Raw genomic sequence first — 18,966 nt, forward strand, 5'->3', positions numbered from 1 at the left:
ATGAAAAGAAAAGGAACTAATGCAGGGGTTTAGTGAGTAAACTGAAGCCTACTCACTAAACTAAAGATTGTTATTGTTTATGCTTCAATGTCAGGTGTATTACATTGAACATCAGCATTTTGCCCACGATGACGAAGGAAGTGATCCATTAAGGTCAACGCTAACATTGCTTCAGCAATAGGTACAGCGCGAATACCGACACAAGGGTCATGACGACCTTTGGTGATGATGTCCGTCGCTTCGCCCGTTAAATTAACCGTTTTACCACTTACACCAATACTTGAAGTTGGTTTAAGAGCCAAATGCGCAATAATTTGCTGACCTGATGAAATACCACCTAAAACACCACCTGAGTGGTTTGTTGAAAAACCTTCAGGGGTAAGTTCATCTCTGTGCTCTGAGCCTTTTTGATTTACTACGGCAAAACCATCACCGACCTCAACACCTTTTACGGCATTGATACTCATCAAACCATGAGCAATATCAGCATCTAAACGGTCAAAGATAGGCTCGCCTAAGCCAACAGGTACATTAGTGGCTACAACAGTCACTTTCGCGCCAATAGAGTCTTTTTCTTTAATGATGTCACGAAGGTACTCACCAAGTTGTTCAATTTTAGTTTCATCAGGGAAGAAGAATGGGTTGTCTTCTACGCTCGACCAATCAACGGTATTAACATCAAACGGAGCACCCTTTGGACCACTGGCAACAATATCGCCAATTTGAGTAACACAGGCTTGAATGGTCATGCCAAATTTTTCAGCGAGGTATTTTTTTGCTATTGCGCCGGCAGCAACACGCATCGCTGTTTCACGTGCAGAAGAACGTCCACCACCTCGATAGTCACGTAGTCCGTATTTTTGCCAGTAAGTGTAATCTGCGTGACCCGGACGGAAACTGTCAGCAATGTTGCCATAATCTTTTGAACGTTGGTCGGTATTTTCAATCATTAAACCAATAGGCGTGCCTGTGGTTTTACCTTCGAATACACCTGAAAGAATTTTTACTTCATCCGCTTCTCTGCGAGCAGTAGTATATCGAGAGGTGCCAGGGCGACGTCTGTCTAAATCAATTTGTAAGTCAGCTTCAGTTAACTCAAGCCCTGGTGGACAACCATCGATAATGGCGCCTAATCCTAATCCATGACTTTCACCAAATGAGGTGACTGTGAATAATTTTCCGAAGGTATTACCTGACATTGAACATTACCGCCTATTAATTTAATTTTTAAAGCTACGAATACACTTTATTTTTTGTATCCGCTATTTTTAATACTAACTAATTTTTCACTATCAGCTTAGATAGATGTTATTACTTAGCTTACTTTTATTTTATACGTTTATGCTGTTTTAAGTGCAGCTAAAAAAGTTTCTGCATGTTGCTCTAACTGCGTTTTATTTAGCATAAAGACACCATGACCACCGCGTTCAAAGGTCAACCAAGTAAAATCGACCTCTGGGTAGAGAGCTTCAACATGATATTGTGAGTTACCCACTTCGCAAATGAGTACGCCATCATCATTGAGGTACAGCGCACTCTCTGCCAAGATAATTCTAACAATATCTAAACCGTCTTCACCACAGCCTAAACCCATTTCGGGTTCATGGGTAAATTCTGCAGGTAAACTATCAATGTCTTCTTGATCAACATAAGGCGGATTAGTGACAATTAAATCATATTTTTGTGCAGTAACCCCAGAAAAAACATCAGATTGAATTGGAATAACTTGTTCACTTAAACCATGGTTTTCAATATTAATTTCTGCAACATTTAATGCATCGAGTGATAAATCGACCGCATCGACTTCAGCATCAGGAAAGTAACTGGCGCAAGCAATGGCAATACAACCACTGCCAGTACACAAATCTAAAATTCTTTGCGGTGGGTTTTGTTCACTAAAATAAGGGTCAAAGTGTTTTTCAATTAATTCACCAATAGGAGAACGAGGCACTAAAACACGCTCATCCACATAAAATGGTAATTGCGCAAAATAAGCAAGGTTGGTGATATAGGCAACAGGTTGCTGCGTTTCAATGCGTTGCTCAAAAAGTGCTAGAATATTTTGCTTCTCGTAATCAACTAAGCGACAAGTCATTACGTCTTCACTCATTTCCTCGGGCAAGGATAAAGCAAACATCACCAAGGTAAGTGCCTCATTTAACGCATTGTCATTTCCATGACCATAAAAAAGTTCTGCTTGATTAAATATACTGGCCCCATAACGACAATAATCAGCAATAGTATGTAATTGCGTGGTTATGTTTTCAATGTTGGTATTGCTCACATTCTCTTCCTCAAAAGGTATCTCTATATTTTCAGGTTTGCTTTATAGTTTAAGTTGTTAACTTAACTTCTTAGCTTAACTCTACTGTTTTATCTTGGTATTTAGGTTTGGTACTTAACGATAATAATTAATATGTATTAACACTAAAATGTTTTACACTGCGTCAATGAAAAACAAAGCCCTAAAATCCGAACTTTCTTCAATAAAAGCCAAAGTTCGCGCGAATATTGCAGCCAGCGCGCAAAGTAAGAGTCAGCAAAAAAAAGCTGATGAATCATTACAAAAAACTAATGAGTCAATTAAAGAAGTTTTGCCTGATGAAAAGCAACTTTTTGCCGATGCTATCGGTCAAGTTAAGCCTTTAGTTATCGACACAGTTCGCTTAATTAAAAGTGGCCATAAGTCTAACACTTCCCAAAAAAATGACCAAGAGTATAACAAGGCAAATAAGGCCATCGCGCAATTTCATTTTTCTGATGAATTTGAACCTAATTTAAATAAACAAGGTCCAATGAAATATGTTCGAGAGGGTGTTGACAGTTTTGAAGTCAAAAACCTTCGCCGCGGCCATTATCGCCCCGACCTTATCCTTGATTTGCACGGCCTAGATCAACATCAAGCTAAAAAAGAATTAGCTGCGTTACTCTTTGCCTGCCAAAAGGAACACGCTCAATGTATATGCGTTGTTCATGGTATAGGATCACATATTTTAAAAAATAAAGTGCCCCATTGGTTGGTGCAACACCCTGATGTGATGGCCTTTCATCAAGCACCATTAGAATGGGGCGGAAACGGTGCTATCTTAGCGTTAATCGAATTAAAAGATAAATATAATCGGAATTAACAGCTAAGTATTAACAGAGTTCGATAGGTGAAACGAGACGTTGCAAGACACCTTGCATTTTCTCCGTATCATAATCAATGTGCGCAATACCTGCAGTAGCAAAGATTGGGGCGTTACTCGATTGTGTTAATTCTGCGACTAAGTAGCTAACTAGAGGCATGTGAGAAATTATGAGCAAGCTATGTTCTTGCTCAGTTGTTGCTTCTAATTGCTCACTACACCAACCATCAATAAAGTCATGTACCTGTTTGGCGTCGCCAGCGGGGGTAATAAAATCTAACGTTGTAATAGCGGCTTGCATCAAAGCAGTCGCTATAGCACAAGTTTGTTGCGCTCGAATATAAGGGCTGACAAAGACTTGCATAGGGCTTATCTTCATTTTTTGCAACCATGTCGCCATCATTTTCGCTTCGATTTTACCTTGTGCGGTTAACGCTCTTTGGCTGTCATCACGACTGCCCTGCTCAACAAAGTTTTGAGCTTCACCGTGGCGCATTATATAAACTTGCATTAATTCTCTCGACGACTACTTGTAGGTTACAATAACGGTATAGTTCAACTTTTAGCTTATTTATGAATTTTATCGGCTAAAGTATTGAGTCTAAGTTATTTTTGCGGCTATAGTAATAGAATTGAACGCGCATTAATAACAACAGTTAAGAATAAATAGGCTTTTTTTATTCCTTTAAGTAATTAAGGAATTTTTTTATCTCCCTGTTGAATTCAGAAACTATCCATATTCTCGTCATACGCTTTGTCGTTTAAAGTGTTCTTAGGAGCCTTAGTGTTGAAACAAAGCCCCAATGATTCAAAACAATATCAAGCAATTACTCTTACCAATGGTTTACGCGTACTGCTTATTCATAATGATGAAACCGCTAAATCGGCAGCGGCTTTAGCCGTTAATGTCGGTCACTTTAATGATCCAAATGACAGGCAGGGTTTAGCGCACTTTTTAGAGCACATGTTATTTTTAGGGACAAAAAACTTCCCTGATGGTAGCGAGTATCAAAAATTTATTAATCAACACGGCGGCAACCATAATGCTTGGACTGGCACAGAGCATACATGTTTTTTCTTTGATATTGCCGCCACGCACTTTTCAGCTGCACTAGAGCGCTTTAGTGAGTTTTTTATTGAACCTCTTCTGGCTGATCACTTTGTCGTAAAAGAGCGTGAGAATATTGATGCTGAATTCACCTTAAAGTTAAAAGATGATATCAGACGTTTATACGATGTTCACAAAGACACAATTAACCCTAAACACCCATTTTCGCAGTTCTCTGTTGGGAATCTAGATACCTTAGGGGATCGAGACGGACAAAATATAAGCCAAGAGTTACAAGCCTTTTTTCAACAGTATTACCGTGCAGAGTACATGACGTTAGCACTTGAAGGGCCGCAAAAATTAGCCGAACTTAAAAGCATCGCTGAGCAGCGTTTTAGTCCGATAAAGTCAGCTGAATCGCCGCTGCCTGAGATTAAGCACCCCTTATATTTACCTGAACATCAAAAAATTAAAATAGATGTTTGCCCTGTTAAAAATGATCATCAGCTTATTATCAGTTTTGCCATGGACAGCATTGATCAATATTACCTAGATAAACCTGAATCTATTCTTGCTTATTTGTTAGGTCATGAAGGTGAAGGTAGTGCTTTATCTTTACTTAAAAAGCATCAATGGGCCTTAGCGCTAACCGCTGGTTCAGGTATTAATGGCTCTAACTTTAAAGACTTCAATATTAGCATCGCATTAACTGAATTAGGTGAAGAGCACCTCAATGACGTTGTCGATATAATATTAACTTATATTGCTCTGCTAAATAACACAGAAATCGCTGAATACTATTATCAAGAAAAACAAAAAATTAGTAACCTAGCGTTTATTTACCATGAAAAAATGCGACCACTCGACAGTGTCAGTCAATTAGTCATCAACATGCAGTATTACCCAGAAGAAGATTATATTTTTGGTGACTATGTTATGTCAGGTATGTCGACTGAGAACATCAAAAAACTACTTAGTTTTTTACAGGTCGATAATATGCGACTCATGCATGTTAGTCAGAAAAATAATTTTTCCAAGAATAGTTTTTGGTACCAAGTGCCTTACCATATGGCCCCTATTTCTGAACAACAATTGATTCATTGGCGTAATATTGCTCTAAGCGATAAAGCGCACATCAAAGGTTTGTACTTACCTGCACCTAACCCTTATATTGTCGAAGAGCCAACCGTTTACCCTAGTAAAAAGCATCTAGTAAATACGCAGGAAGCACCCGAACTTCCTGAAAAAATTATTAATAAAAATGGGTTGGTCGTTTGGTATAAACAAGATCACACGTTTAAAGTCCCTAAGGGTTACTTATATATAGGTATTGATGCCCCTTTTGTTGTTGCAAGTGTCGCTAATATTGCCATGACCCGTCTATTTACTGATTTATATACAGATACCGTTATTGAAGAAAATTACGAAGCAGAATTAGCAGGCATACATTATCACTTATATGCCCATCAAGGCGGCGTAACCATGCAACTATCAGGTTATAGTGAAAACCAACATCTGTTGTTAAGTAAACTATTAATACGATTAAAAAACCACAATGTCACTGAAGCACACTTTGCTTTATTTAAACAACAGCTGGTTCAACATTGGCAAAACAGTGGTAAAAGTAAATCAATTTCACAGTTATTCGCTAGCCTAAGCTCAGTAATGCAACCTAATAACCCTACCAGTAAAGCGTTAGCGCAAGCACTTAGTGAGGTGAGCTTTAGTCAATATCAGCACTTTAGTCAGCAACTATTCCAAAAAGTAACATTAGAAGTTCTCATTCATGGCAATTGGTTGATTGAGCATGCCCAACAATTATGCGAGGTTATTGAACAAGGTTTTCACGGTAATGTTAATGAAAAATATGCCATACAGTGTCCAGTAACCGATATTTCAACCAAAGAAACATTGTTATTACCCATTAGCTTACCTGAACATGATCACGCGTGTGTCATCTATACAGCATTTGAACACAAAGATGATAACGCGGTGGCACTCGCAATGATCACTAGCCATATATTATCGCCCTTATTTTTTCAGAAAATGCGTACAGAAAAGCAATATGGCTACTTAGTAGGAGTCGGTTATGTGCCAATTAATAGCTACCCTGGCATCGCGTTTTATATTCAATCGCCCCACTGTGATGCTTATACATTAGCACACGCTATGGATGAATTTATCAGCAGCAGTATTTTTGAACTCGATAATATTTCTGCCGAGAAATGGCAACATTTATTGCAAGGTTTGGCGAGTCAATTACAAGAAAAAGATCATAACTTACGTATTAGAAGCCAGCGCTTTTGGGCTGCTATTTGTAATAAAGATGAAGAATTTAAACAGAAAGAAAACTTACTGGAAGCGGTTTTAACCTTAACATTAGCGCAAGTTAAAACCTTCGTGAAAAATAGTGTAGTTAATGCTTGTAAGCCTGATCGCTTTATCCTGTATTCACAAAGTGATTTGCTAGAACAAACACAAAAACCCAATGGTGAGATAATTACAGATATTGACGCTTTTATTAAAGCCAGTCCTCTCAAGTACTAAAGTTAGTAAGCAGATTAATTGACTGACTTAATAACTGACAGAGAATTTAACTAGTCTCGTTGATGCAAAAAAGGCTGTTGAGCATATTAGAACAGTTATGTTCGAAAAGTCTCAACAGCCCTTTACTTGTTTTATTACTCCACAATCTTATTTTGGGTAATAAACTGCATCATTTTCTGCCATAGTAATCAAGGCTTCACATGGAGTATAACGCTCGCCATGCTGCTCAGCCCATTGACTTAATTGAGCAACCACTGACTTAGCACCAATTTTATCAATATAACGTAGCGGTCCACCTAAAAAGGGTGGAAATCCAATACCGAAGATCGCACCAATATCACCATCTCTAGCATTTCTCACTATACCTTCATCAACACAGCGTGCCGCTTCATTTAGCATCATGTAAGTACAACGTTTACTAATTTCTACTGCTGATAGACTTCCCATAGGCTTAATATTTAGTAAGCTATAGATAGTCTCATCTACTTGTTTGTGGCCTGATTTAATACCTTTGAAAGTATTTTGTAAATTCTTAGTAAAAGTTGGCTTTTCGTACTGATAAAAACCCTTCTTTACTTTTTTACCTAAACGACCATCTGCGAGTAATTTATCAAACGCCGCTGGTGCTGCAAAACGCTCACCAAGATCTGCCTGCAAGATGGGTCCAATTTTAGCGCCAACGTCAACTCCCACTTCATCAAGCAGTTGCATCGGTCCTACAGGAAAACCAAATTTTACCAGTGCTTTGTCTATTTTATCAATGGGCTCACCAGCAAGAAGCAGAATAGCGGCTTCATTCATATAAGGTGCTAAAATACGATTGACATAAAAACCTGCTTTGTCTTTAACAACAATAGGAGTTTTACCCTGTTTTTTAGCAAAAGCCACTGTATTTGAAATAGTTTGATCAGAGGTTTTATCGTGAGGAATTATTTCCACTAACGGCATTTTATCAACCGGCGAAAAATAATGTAGCCCAATTACATTTTCAGGTCGTTTTGCGTTAGTAGCAATCTTCCCTATTGGTAAACTAGAGGTATTGCTGGCAAAAATAGTTTTATCATGCCCTTGCGCTTCAACCTCAGCCACCATGTTTTGTTTCAATGTTAAATCTTCAAATACTGCTTCAACAACAATATCAAGGGCTTTAAAACCCGTATATTCCACACTACCGGTTATCATAGCTAACTGTTTTTGCATTTCGCTGTTAAGTAAAAAACGACGCTTAACTTTTTTATTCAGTATTTGATAGCTGTATTTTAATGCTTGGCCAATACCTTTGTGGCTAATATCCTTAACACGTACAGGCATATTCGCTTTAGTTGCAGTGACAAAGGCAATACCGCCACCCATTAAACCGCCACCTAAAACACCCGCTTTAGTCATTTTTTCTGGCATAACATCAGCAACGCCCTGCTCTTTCTTCATTGCTGTTGTCGCAAAGAATAACTGACGTAGTTGCGCAGATTCATCACTCATCACCAGATCGGCAAAATGCTCAGCTTCTACTCTATAGCCCTTTTCAGGTGAAGATTCGATACCAGTGCGAATGCAATCAATAATTTTAGCTGGCGCTGGATAATTACCTTGGGTTTTTGCTAGCACAGTTTTTTGCGCTTGTTGATAAACAACTTTTCGACCAACAGCATTATTTTCTAACAACTTATCCATCAAGCCTTGTTTACGCTTAACTGTCTTTTTGCCACGTTGACGCAAAGATATTGCTAAATCTTCAGCAACCGTAAGCAACACACTGCTTGGCACAACATCATCAACTAAACCTGATTTTAATGCTTGTTTAGCGCGTAATTGCTTGCCCGTAAGCATCATGTCTAAGGCTTTTTGTAAACCGACTAACTGAGGTAAACGCTGAGTACCGCCACTACCTGGCAATAAGCCTAATTGCACCTCAGGTAAACCCAAAGCAGTTTTACTATTATCACTACAAACTCGAGCATGACATGCCATAGCAAGCTCTAAACCGCCACCTAAACATGCACCATCGATAGCCGCAACAATAGGAATAGGTAATTGCTCTAGCAAAGAAAATATTCGTTGTCCTTGTCGAGATAAAGCAACAACTTCATCGCGGCTTTGACAAGCATCGAGCATATTAATGTCAGCACCGGCTACAAAAGAGCCTTTTTTACCACTACACAGCACTATGCCGGTAATTGCTTTATCAACTTTAATTTCAGCCAATACCGCATTAACTTGCTCAGTAAACTCTGCTTTAAGAGTATTTACATTTTCACCAATAACATCAATCACTAAATGAGCGATACCATTATCATGGCGAACTATAGTAAAAGCACTGCCTGTTGGCTCTACTGGGTCATTATGCTCACTTACTTTTTCGTCAGTGACTTTTGCTTCAGCAGCATCGTTACCATAAGCCTTGGTAATACTATTTTCAGCAGTGCTATTTACTTCATTATTCACTTCATTACTTTCTTCAGCATTATCTTTAATAGTGCCTTCACTATCATTTGATTTTATTTCTTGAGTCATTAGTCTGTCTCCACAATCATTGCCGCGCCTAAACCACCTGCAGCACAAGCTGTTGTTAAACCAACACCACCACCACGACGGTTTAATTCATTAAGGGTTTGTGTGATAAGTCTTGCACCCGTAGCAGCAAAAGGGTGTCCATAGGCGAGCGAGCCACCCATAACATTAAATTTATCCATATCAATGTCACCAATAGCTTTATCTCTGCCAAGTTGCTCTTGAGCAAACTTAGTACTACCGAACATTTTCATGTTCGCTAATGCTTGGGCTGCAAATGCTTCATGCATTTCAATCAAATCTAAATCAGCTAAATTCATGCCCGCACGTTGTAATGCAATAGGTGTGGCATAACTTGGACCCATGAGCATGTCTTGCCAAACATCGATGGCAGCAAAACCAAAACTACGAATATAGCCTAATGGTTTATAACCTAGCTCTTTCGCTCGTCCTTCACGCATTAGTAGGATAGCTGCACCACCATCGGTCAACGGCGTACTTGTAGCAGCGGTAACTGTGCCATGCTTGCGATCAAAAACTGGTTTTAATTTAGCATAACTTTCTAAAACAGAATTTTCTCGAAAACAATTATCTCTATCGATAAAGCTTTTATAAGGTTCCGCATGAACTGTCATGACCTCACCTGCTAATTTACCTTCTTGCCAACTCTTGGTCGCTAAAGTGTGCGATCTGTGGGCTAATGCATCTTGATCTTGACGAGAAATTTGATAAGTTTTCGCCATTTGCTCTGCCGTTTGTCCCATAGAAATACCGGTAGAGTATTCAGCGACAGCTGGAGAAACGGGTAATAAATCTTTCAAACCAAGACGACTAAGTAGTGAAAGTCTCTGCCCTAGTGATCTTGCTTTGGTTAAATCAACTAACGTGCGTGCAAGCTTTTTAGAAACACCTATAGGTGCCACTGATGATGAATCAGCACCGCCAGCAATACCAACATCAACGTGCCCAGCCATAATAGATTCAGCAACGTTAACCGTTGATTGAAAACTAGTAGCACAGGCGCGCGAGACACTGTAAGCATCAGTACGAGTATTCATACCGGTACCCAAGACGATTTCACGAGCAATGTTTGGCGCTTCCGGCATTTGAACTACTTGACCAAAAACAAGTTGATCAATGATCCCTGGGTCAACATCGTGTTTTTGTAATAATTCATTAACAACGATTTTGCCCAAATCAACTGCTGGTACACCATGAAAAGCCGTTGCCTGTTTAGCAAACGGAGTACGCAAGCCAGCAACAATTGCTATGCGCTCACCCGTCGAAGTTGTTAGTCTTTTTATTGTCATTTATTACTCCACACACTCTGTATTTATAATTTAAACTCAAGAGGTCTGACCTCTTTAACTAACTTGATTCTAACTAACTCTAGAAAAAATTCAATCATTACCTGCGTTCAAAAAAGATTAACGACAACTTTATACATTTTATAGTTGTAAATTACTGTTAAAATTTTGTTACCATTCACTTGTTTTATTACATAAAAACCTTATATATACTCAAGCCGCATGAAGATGCAGGTTTCAGCTGGAATTAGAAAAGCCTTTAGGCAAGGCATTGATTGAAGAGAATGGTTGTTCCCTTGTCGAAATCAATAACGTAGTATAAAGCTGTTCTAAAACAGCCCTGTGGGGACGTTTGATCAAGCCATGTTCTTCGTTGCTTCCTTTTTTAAGGACGCTACATGGATGTAGCTTATTTGAGAATGCAGGAGCATATTCTCCTGAATAACCCTTAATAAAAAGAGGCGCCTTGATCATGATTTGCTCAAGCGTCCTGAAACGCGCATCTTCAAGTGGCTCGAGTATAAAATACTAGCTTAATTTATATTAACTTTTTCCTTAGTTTAACAGTAAACAGCTGAAGCTCTCTTATGAATGAGTGCCAAGCCCAGTTATCACTAAGTTTCACTTTATAACGACCAATATTAAAAGAATTTATCCGTATGGCAATTGAACATTTTTCTACCTTAAAACAACATTTATCTTCACAAATAATTGGTCAAGAAGCGTTAGTTGAGAATTTGCTTATTGCCCTATTGGCTAATGGTCACTTAATTGTTGAAGGTCCGCCTGGTCTAGCAAAAACACGTGCCGTTAACGCATTAGCACAGGGACTAGAGGCTGATTTTCATCGTATTCAGTTTACCCCAGATTTATTACCCGCTGATTTAACCGGTACCGATATTTATCGTCCAGAAGATGGCACCTTTGTTTTTCAACCCGGTCCTTTATTCCAAAATTTAGTGCTTGCTGATGAAATCAATCGAGCGCCAGCTAAAGTACAGTCGGCTTTATTAGAAGCGATGGCAGAGGGACAAATAACCGTTGGTCGTAAAACGTATGACTTACCTGAGTTATTTTTAGTCATGGCAACGCAGAACCCTATTGAGCAAGAAGGTACTTACCCGTTACCTGAAGCACAATTAGATCGCTTCTTAATGCACATTGAAATTGGTTACCCTGATGCCGAAAGTGAGTTAGCAATACTGAAACTAAACCGTGGTGAAGCGTTAAGATCAAATGCTAATCATGGGAATGACTCAAGCGAAAAAGAAACATCTACCAAAGAAAATAGTTTACGAACATTAAGCCAAAGTGAAATTTTTTCAGCGCGTGAGCAAGTGCTAAATATACATATGGCCCCTTCATTAGAAAACTATATAGTTGATTTAATTATCGCCACGCGTCAACCTGAAAAGTATGACGATAAATTAAGTACTTGGCTTGCTTTTGGCGCTAGTCCACGTGCCACTATTGCTTTAGATAGATGTGCTAGAGCTCGCGCTTGGCTTCATAATCGAGATTTTGTTAGCCCTGAAGATATTCAAGCCGTTTTTCATAATGCCCTTAGACATAGAATTTTACTAAGCTATCAAGCCGAAGCCGAAGGTATCACTGCAAATCAAGTGCTTGATTATATTTTAACTCAAGTTGCTGTTGCTTAGTGTCGAATAAATTATGAAATCGGATGAGCAAATAGAGTTACTTTATGTGGTTTAATCGTCAAAAAAAATCGTCTGCAAAGTCCTTAAATAAGGATGCAACCCAATCCTTACTTGCAAGCTTATATAGTAATGGCATTGATTTATCTATGCAGGAACTATTGCAATACCAAAATAAGAGTCGTTTGATTGACTTGGCTGGTAAAAAGAATATTCAAGGTAAGCAAGCTGGTAATTATCTATCACGCAGTAAAGGCCGTGGCATGGAGTTTGACGAAGTGCGGCATTACCAAACAGGTGATGATGTTCGCGCCATTGACTGGCGAGTAACTGCCCGTACCGGAAAAACCCACACTAAACTTTTTCGAGAAGAAATAGAAAGGCCGGTACTGGTTGCCACTGATTTGAGCCAAAATATGAATTTTGGCAGCAAACTTCTTTTTAAATCTGTCCAAGGCGCTCATTTAGCGGCACTTATTGCTTGGCACGCCAAAATCCGTGGTGATCGTTTGGGTGGTTTAGTGTTTTGTGATGAACAGCATATTGAATTAAAACCGCGCAGTCGAAAAGCCGGTGTATTGCATTACTTGCATGCGTTAACCACCCTAAATAATCAAAAAAAGCAAACACAGCTCGAAGAAAACGATTCTGCGCTAGATAAACAACAAGAAACCACAACACAACATAAAAATCATTATTTTGAACAACACTGTGCTCGATTAAGACACCTTGCTAAACCCGGCTCACTTGTTTATTTGATCACCGACGGTCATGCGCTACGAGATGAAAAAAGCTGTCCGCATGCTATAAGGCACCTAAGCCAGATTAGTAAACATTGTGAGTTAGTACTTTGTTTAATTAGTGATCCCCTTGAACAAGCACTGCCCGAGAGCTCACTAAAATTAGCAGTAACATTTACTGATGGTATCAATCGACAGCAATTAACATTAGGTGATAACAACACCGCAGAGCAATACCAACAACAAGCCCTTGCGCAACATGAAAAAATGCAGTTGTTGCTGCAATCAACAGGCGCCCGAGTTATTCACTTTAGTGCAGGGGAAAGCCTCGAGCAGCAATTAAAATATGGGGCATCGTTATAATGGCAATAGCAAACTCGCCTACTCTTCCTGGTCAACTACCTCAAGGTCAATCGGCTCAATTACAATTGCATGATATTCATGTACCTGAGCAAGTGAGTAATTTCCCAATTGCCCCGGGCTGGTGGATTTTACTGGCATTACTTGTTATTGGTACGTTTTGGCTTTATAAAAAACGCAAACAACGCATACAGTTAAATGCCAGTAAAAAACAGGCCTTAACGGTACTAGAAAACAATCCAACGCTCAGTGCTAAAGAATGTATTACCTTATTGAAATGGGCTGCGATGCAGTACATTAATCGTCAACAATTAGCTAAGTTATATGGCCAGGGTTTTCAGGATTTTTTAATGAATCAATTACCTGAAAAGCATCAAGCTAGCTTTACTAAATTAATTAATACTGCATTTGAAGCGCAATACCAAGCACAGAAAACAGCAACAGCTGATATTGACCGTGATTGCCATCAAGCGACCAAATTGTGGTTAAACTATGCGCTTCCTATTACACAGCCTCTCGTTATTGATGAGGCTCTACCTAATGATGAAACATCAACTTTTAATACGCCTATGCCCATCGAAAAAGAAAAGGAGTTAAGCAAATGATAAGTTTTGCTTGGCCCTGGTTATTTGCCCTATTACCTCTGCCGCTGATTATTTATTTTTTACCGGCTAAAAAAAGTACGAACCAACAAAGCGCACTTATCATGCCGGAGCTTATTAATGTATCAAGCACTGCGATGAGCGATCAGCAAAAGCGTAAAGCACCTTTGATTATTTTAACGACTTGTTGGGTTTTATTGATTCTCGCTGTTAGTCGTCCTCAATGGCTTGGTGAAGCAATTGATATCCCCAGTGAAGGTCGTGAAATGATGATTGCTGTTGATCTTTCCGGCAGTATGGAAATAGAAGACATGAGTCTTAACGGTCGCAATGTAAACCGTTTACAGATGCTTAAGGTTGTCCTTGGTGATTTTATCGCGCGTCGTGTCAGTGACCGTCTCGGTTTAATCTTATTTGCCGATGATGCTTACATGCAAACGCCGATGACCTTTGATAGAAAAACAGTAAAGCAAATGTTAGATGAGAGTGAGCTCAATCTTGTCGGCAAAAAAACCGCCATTGGCGATGCTATCGCACTTGCAGTAAAGCGTTTTGATGCAAAACAAGAGTCTAACAAAGTTTTATTATTGTTGACCGATGGTCAAAATACTGCAGGAAAAATAACCCCCAGAGCAGGCATTAGAGTTAGCCGTTGCTAAAGATATTACTATCTACACCGTAGGTATTGGCGCCGATGTTATGCTGCAAAAATCAATGTGGGGAACACAGCGTATTAATCCATCGAGCGATTTAGACGAGCAAAGTTTAGCAAATATCGCGAAGCAAACGGGTGGCCAATATTTTCGTGCCCGAGACAGCCAAAGCATGAGTGAGATTTATGGTTTGTTAGATAAACTAGAACCGATTAAACAAGAACAACAACAAATGCGACCACTGAGTGCCTTGTTTTATTGGCCACTAGCATTGGCTGCCCTACTTTGTTTTGTATACTTACTCAGCTTACATTTCAGCTTTTTATTGCCCACTAAAAACGCTACTACAAAAAACAATACCAGCACGAATAAAGATGGTGTCAGCGCTATGGGTGGTAAATAACATGTCGGCACAACAAACCAACTTATTCACTGATTTAACTCAATTCGCTAACGACTTCTCTTTCGAAGGCCTTAGCTTCGAAGGGTTAGTCAATAACTTCCACTTTATTCGACCTTGGTGGTTATTAGCCTTTATTGCTTTGTTTTTAATACTGTTTATTTTAAAGAAAATTCGTTATTACCAATCACCTTGGCAACATTTTTTACCTGCTCACTTAGCCAATGCTTTATTGGAAAATTCGCAAAACAAAGGGGCACAAACCTCTTCGTCACAACCACGTTTTTGGTTAAAACCTTTTATTATGGGTAGTTCTATTATTTTAGCTCTAGCTGGACCTGCATGGCAAAAGTTACCACAACCGGTTTATCAACTAGAACGTGGCGCTGTGCTTGTTATGGATATGTCTTACTCCATGTACGCAACGGATGTGAAACCCAATAGGTTAACCCGTGCTCGTTATAAAGCCATCGATTTACTTAAAAAGATCAACGAGGGTGATGTTGGTCTAATTGCCTATGCCGGTGATGCTTTTATTATTAGTCCTTTGACACAAGATATTAAAAACATAGAGTTACTTTTACCTTCACTATCACCTGATATTATGCCGGTTTATGGCGCTAATGCATTGGCTGCACTGACTCTAGCGGATAAAACATTAAAAAATGCCGGTCATGTGAGTGGCGATATTTATTGGTTTACTGATGATATTGATAAGGAAGAAATGTCAGATATTTATGATTGGGCTAACGACAACGACCATAAAGTGAATATCTTAGGTGTAGGTAGTAAAACCGGCGCACCAATAAAGCTAAGTAGTGGAAAATTACTCAAAGATAACAAAGGTGCTATCGTCATTCCTAAGTTACCTGAAAGTAGATTGGCGGCAATATCTAAGCGCAGCAGAGGCGTCTATCACACCATGACCAATGACGACACCGATATAAAAGCGCTGACCGCTCATTTAAATTCAAATCTAGACGATAAGATTAATTCACAGTCATCAAATAATAAAAATGGTCAGCAAAGCGAACAACAAAATAAACAAGCAATGCAAGGAGATCAGTATCAAGAGCAAGGACCTTGGTTACTCATCATCATATTGCCATTACTGTTAACTTATTTTCGCCGTGGTAGCAGCATATTGGCAATAACTTGGCTTATGCCACTGACTTTATTGTTCAGTCTTTCATCTATCAGCCCTGTCAGCTTTGCCGCTTCAGATTCTGAAACAGTAAAATCTAGTGATGCATCTACGAGTGAGCCTAACGTTAATAGCGCTAGTCAACTTTGGCAAGACTTGTGGAAAACCTCAGACCAACAAGCACAACAGCATTACCAACAAGAGAACTATCAGCAAGCTGCTAAGCAGTTCAAAGTCAGCCAATGGCAAGGCAGTGCTCACTATAAAGCGGGGGATTATGAACAAGCATTACAAGCTTTCAAACAAAGTGATAATGCTCAATCGCTTTATAACCAAGGTAATTCGCTCGCACAGCTACAAAAAGTTGATGAGGCGATTGATGCTTATAAAAAAGCACTTGAAAAAGATCCTGAGTTAAATGATGCCAAAGACAATTTAGCAAAACTAGAAGAACTTAAAAAACAACAAGAACAGCAAGAACAACAGTCTCAAGGTGATCAGAAAGGTCAGGACTCTCAAGATCAATCGGAGGGGGATGAACAAGATAAAAAAGAGAATCAAGAGAGTCAACAAAGTAAGGACGGTCAAAAAGAACCTCAAGATCAGTCCCAAGGTGACCAAGAACAGAGTGACCAGCAGCAACAAGAACAAGACGATAAACAGGACAAGCAGGATCAAGATGCTCAGCAACAAGCGAAAAATGAACAGCAAAAAGAAGATCAAGCTAAGCAAGCCGAAGATTCTGATGATGAGCAAGATCCAAGTGATGAGAAATCTTTAGCTCAACAAGCCAGTGATAGCAAAAAACAAGAAACTGAGCAAAAACATCAACAACTATTAAATAAGGTAACAGACGACCCTTATTTATTATTACGAAATAAATGCGTCTCGAATATCAAAAGCGCCGAAGTGAAGGGTCATCTCAGGGAGTAATCAAAAGTGGTACAATTTTCAAATAAGGTAACAGTTAACGGGGCCGTTTTATTTCCTGCAAAGCCTTATGCTATTTATCTTGATTATGGCTACATTCTTGTTCAGCAATAACGCCTTCGCTTTATCAAAAGTTACAGCAGTTGTTGATAAAAATCCTGCGATGATTAATGAGTCGATTCTTTTAACGGTCACTGCTGATGACGATGTAAACCGTAATGCATTAGACACCACTCCATTACTGCGTGATTTTATTGTCGGTCAAACATCGGTTAGTTCACAAACGAGTATGATCAACTTTAAAACTAGCCGAGTTACCAAGTGGCAAATAGTTTTAATTGCCCGCAGCGCGGGGCAGTTCATTATTCCTGCTCTTACTATTGAAAACCAGCAAAGTGAGCCGGTTAAAATGACGGTTATCGCAGCCAAGGATACAGGCAGCAACACGCAAACTGATATTTTTGTTACTAGTGAGTTATCCAGTAATGAAGTTTACGTTCAGCAACTATTAACTTTATCAATTAAGCTACACTTTGCCGTTGACCTTAAAAGTGGCAATTTAACTGAGCCAAGCTTAACGGGCGCTACCATAGAAAAGATAGGCCAAGACAAACAATCAGATAACATTATCAACGGCAAGCGTTACCGCGTAATAGAGCAAACTTATGCCATAACTCCAGAACAAAGTGGCGAATTTACTTTAAAAGCTCCGCTATTTTCCGGTGAAATACTCCAACCCTCGAAACGACGTTCGAGTTTTCTAAGTTTTGCCCAAACTAAACCAGTCAGTATTTTAGGTGATGCACAAAATATTGTTGTTTTACCTATACCAGCGAACTATCCAAGCAATGCACAATGGTTACCTACCGACATACTTACTCTGCATCAAGAGTGGCCAACGGGAAATGATCAATTTACCGTTGGCGAGCCAATTACGCGCACTGTGACGCTGACAGCTGCGGGCCTTTCAAAATCACAGTTACCCAAACTTGAAATGCAAAGTAGTCGTGGTTTAAAAATTTATCCTGACCAAGCTGAGTTAAATGCCAACCTAAGAAATGATCGATTGGTCAGCCAAAAAGTTCAAAACTTTGCCCTAGTGCCAAGTACTGCCGGAAACTTTGTATTACCTGAAATGAGTATTACGTGGTTTAACACCGTTACCAATAAAATCGAAGTGGCGACACTGCCCTCAAAAACGATCACAGTTGAAGCTGGAGAAGGAGTTATTGCAAATAACTTCAATGATGCAACCAATAAAATTGCTAGCTCGGTTAGTAATTCTGCTAATAGTTCTGAAAACTTAACAGCCCAGTCCCCTGCTGTTGTTACTGAGGTACTTGTTCAAGACAAACGTCTACAATGGTTGTTTCTTAGCTTATGGTTATTAACAAGTTTGGCCTGGTTGGTTCATTTCTTTTATTTGAAGCAAAAAAATCAGCAAAAAACCAACCATCCATCTGATAATACAAAAAATGTTGTTAATTCGGGCAATCAATACCTTGCACTTTTAGCTGCCTGTAAGAAAAACAACGCTGAGCAAGCATTAAATTTAATATTGCCTTGGTTAAGACAATTATTACCGGTTAATAAATCAGGGTTAGAAATAAATAATATTGCTCAAGCTCAAGCAATTGTTCAAGACCAAAGCTTTGCCACTGCTCTTAATGATCTACAGCAACACCTTTATGGAAAAAGCGCGATCAATGGAGCCCCCTCCTGGCAAGGTTTGGCATTGCTAAACGCTATTCAAACTGTTCATAAGCAACAAAGTGATAAAGTAAATAATCATCATTTATTACCACTCAATCCATAAAGATTAAGTCTTGCCTATACTCTATTAAGTTACTTGGTTGATTGTTCATCAAGTAGCTTGATAACTTATTTGATAAATATTTACTAAATAATCACTACTCTTTGAAATAATCTTCACCCTACTAG

At 39.1% G+C, this 18,966-nt stretch carries 14 protein-coding genes; 9 read left to right on the forward strand and 5 right to left on the reverse strand.

The genetic code is table 11. The features are described from left to right. Positions 1 to 77 precede the first annotated feature (77 nt). Both aroC and prmB read right to left on the reverse strand, forming a co-directional pair. Positions 78 to 1,199 (reverse strand): chorismate synthase, encoded by a 1,122-nt coding sequence (aroC, locus tag CPS_RS14100; RefSeq protein WP_011043934.1) that lies wholly within the window; start codon positions 1,197 to 1,199, stop codon positions 78 to 80. Positions 1,200 to 1,339: 140 nt separating this feature from the next. Further along, positions 1,340 to 2,284: a 50S ribosomal protein L3 N(5)-glutamine methyltransferase gene (gene prmB, locus CPS_RS14105; RefSeq protein WP_011043935.1), complete on the reverse strand. Its 945-nt coding sequence runs from the start codon at positions 2,282 to 2,284 to the stop codon at positions 1,340 to 1,342. A gap of 166 nt (positions 2,285 to 2,450) precedes the next feature. Here prmB and smrB point away from each other — a divergent pair, with 166 nt between their 5' ends. Next, the gene (gene smrB, locus CPS_RS14110) at positions 2,451 to 3,128 is read left to right on the forward strand and encodes an endonuclease SmrB (RefSeq protein ID WP_232769142.1); all 678 of its coding nucleotides are present in this window, start codon (positions 2,451 to 2,453) and stop codon (positions 3,126 to 3,128) included. A 10-nt stretch (positions 3,129 to 3,138) separates the two neighbouring features. Here the strand turns inward: smrB and sixA are convergent, their stop codons facing one another. Beyond that, entirely contained in the window at positions 3,139 to 3,639 is a 501-nt protein-coding gene (sixA, locus tag CPS_RS14115; protein WP_011043938.1) for a phosphohistidine phosphatase SixA, read from the reverse strand. A gap of 273 nt (positions 3,640 to 3,912) precedes the next feature. On the opposite strand from sixA, the gene CPS_RS14120 reads away from it, so the two are divergent. Next, positions 3,913 to 6,723: an insulinase family protein gene (locus CPS_RS14120; RefSeq protein ID WP_011043939.1), complete on the forward strand. Its 2,811-nt coding sequence runs from the start codon at positions 3,913 to 3,915 to the stop codon at positions 6,721 to 6,723. A 147-nt stretch (positions 6,724 to 6,870) separates the two neighbouring features. On the opposite strand, the gene fadJ is transcribed toward CPS_RS14120, so the two are convergent. Next, entirely contained in the window at positions 6,871 to 9,234 is a 2,364-nt protein-coding gene (gene fadJ, locus CPS_RS14125; RefSeq protein ID WP_081428736.1) for a fatty acid oxidation complex subunit alpha FadJ, read from the reverse strand. Beyond that, on the reverse strand, positions 9,234 to 10,541 hold the full coding sequence (gene fadI, locus CPS_RS14130) for an acetyl-CoA C-acyltransferase FadI (RefSeq protein ID WP_011043941.1): 1,308 nt from the start codon (positions 10,539 to 10,541) through the stop codon (positions 9,234 to 9,236). Before fadI ends, fadJ begins: the two co-directional genes overlap by 1 nt. A gap of 656 nt (positions 10,542 to 11,197) precedes the next feature. Between fadI and CPS_RS14135 the strand changes: the two genes are divergently transcribed. From CPS_RS14135 to CPS_RS14160, 7 genes are all read left to right on the forward strand, one after another. Continuing rightward, positions 11,198 to 12,199: an AAA family ATPase gene (locus tag CPS_RS14135; RefSeq protein ID WP_011043943.1), complete on the forward strand. Its 1,002-nt coding sequence runs from the start codon at positions 11,198 to 11,200 to the stop codon at positions 12,197 to 12,199. Positions 12,200 to 12,243: 44 nt separating this feature from the next. Continuing rightward, a complete protein-coding gene (locus tag CPS_RS14140; RefSeq protein ID WP_011043944.1) occupies positions 12,244 to 13,299 on the forward strand; it encodes a DUF58 domain-containing protein in 1,056 nt (351 codons plus the stop codon). Beyond that, positions 13,299 to 13,901 carry a DUF4381 domain-containing protein gene (locus CPS_RS22935; protein ID WP_011043945.1) on the forward strand — a complete coding sequence of 201 codons (603 nt, stop codon included), beginning with the start codon at positions 13,299 to 13,301 and terminating at the stop codon, positions 13,899 to 13,901. The genes CPS_RS14140 and CPS_RS22935 overlap by 1 nt, the downstream gene beginning before the upstream one ends. Beyond that, complete coding sequence (locus CPS_RS24145) at positions 13,898 to 14,557, forward strand: VWA domain-containing protein (RefSeq protein ID WP_238383543.1); 660 nt, start codon at positions 13,898 to 13,900, stop codon at positions 14,555 to 14,557. Before CPS_RS22935 ends, CPS_RS24145 begins: the two co-directional genes overlap by 4 nt. 40 nt (positions 14,558 to 14,597) lie before the next feature. Continuing rightward, on the forward strand, positions 14,598 to 14,954 hold the full coding sequence (locus CPS_RS24150) for a hypothetical protein (RefSeq protein WP_238383544.1): 357 nt from the start codon (positions 14,598 to 14,600) through the stop codon (positions 14,952 to 14,954). Position 14,955: 1 nt separating this feature from the next. Then, a complete protein-coding gene (locus tag CPS_RS22940; RefSeq protein WP_011043946.1) occupies positions 14,956 to 17,028 on the forward strand; it encodes a VWA domain-containing protein in 2,073 nt (690 codons plus the stop codon). A 97-nt stretch (positions 17,029 to 17,125) separates the two neighbouring features. After that, complete coding sequence (locus tag CPS_RS14160; protein WP_238383545.1) at positions 17,126 to 18,841, forward strand: BatD family protein; 1,716 nt, start codon at positions 17,126 to 17,128, stop codon at positions 18,839 to 18,841. Positions 18,842 to 18,966: the final 125 nt, after the last annotated feature.

The sequence above is a fragment of the Colwellia psychrerythraea 34H genome, assembly GCF_000012325.1.
In the GTDB taxonomy this organism is placed as follows: Bacteria; Pseudomonadota; Gammaproteobacteria; order Enterobacterales; family Alteromonadaceae; genus Colwellia; species Colwellia psychrerythraea_A.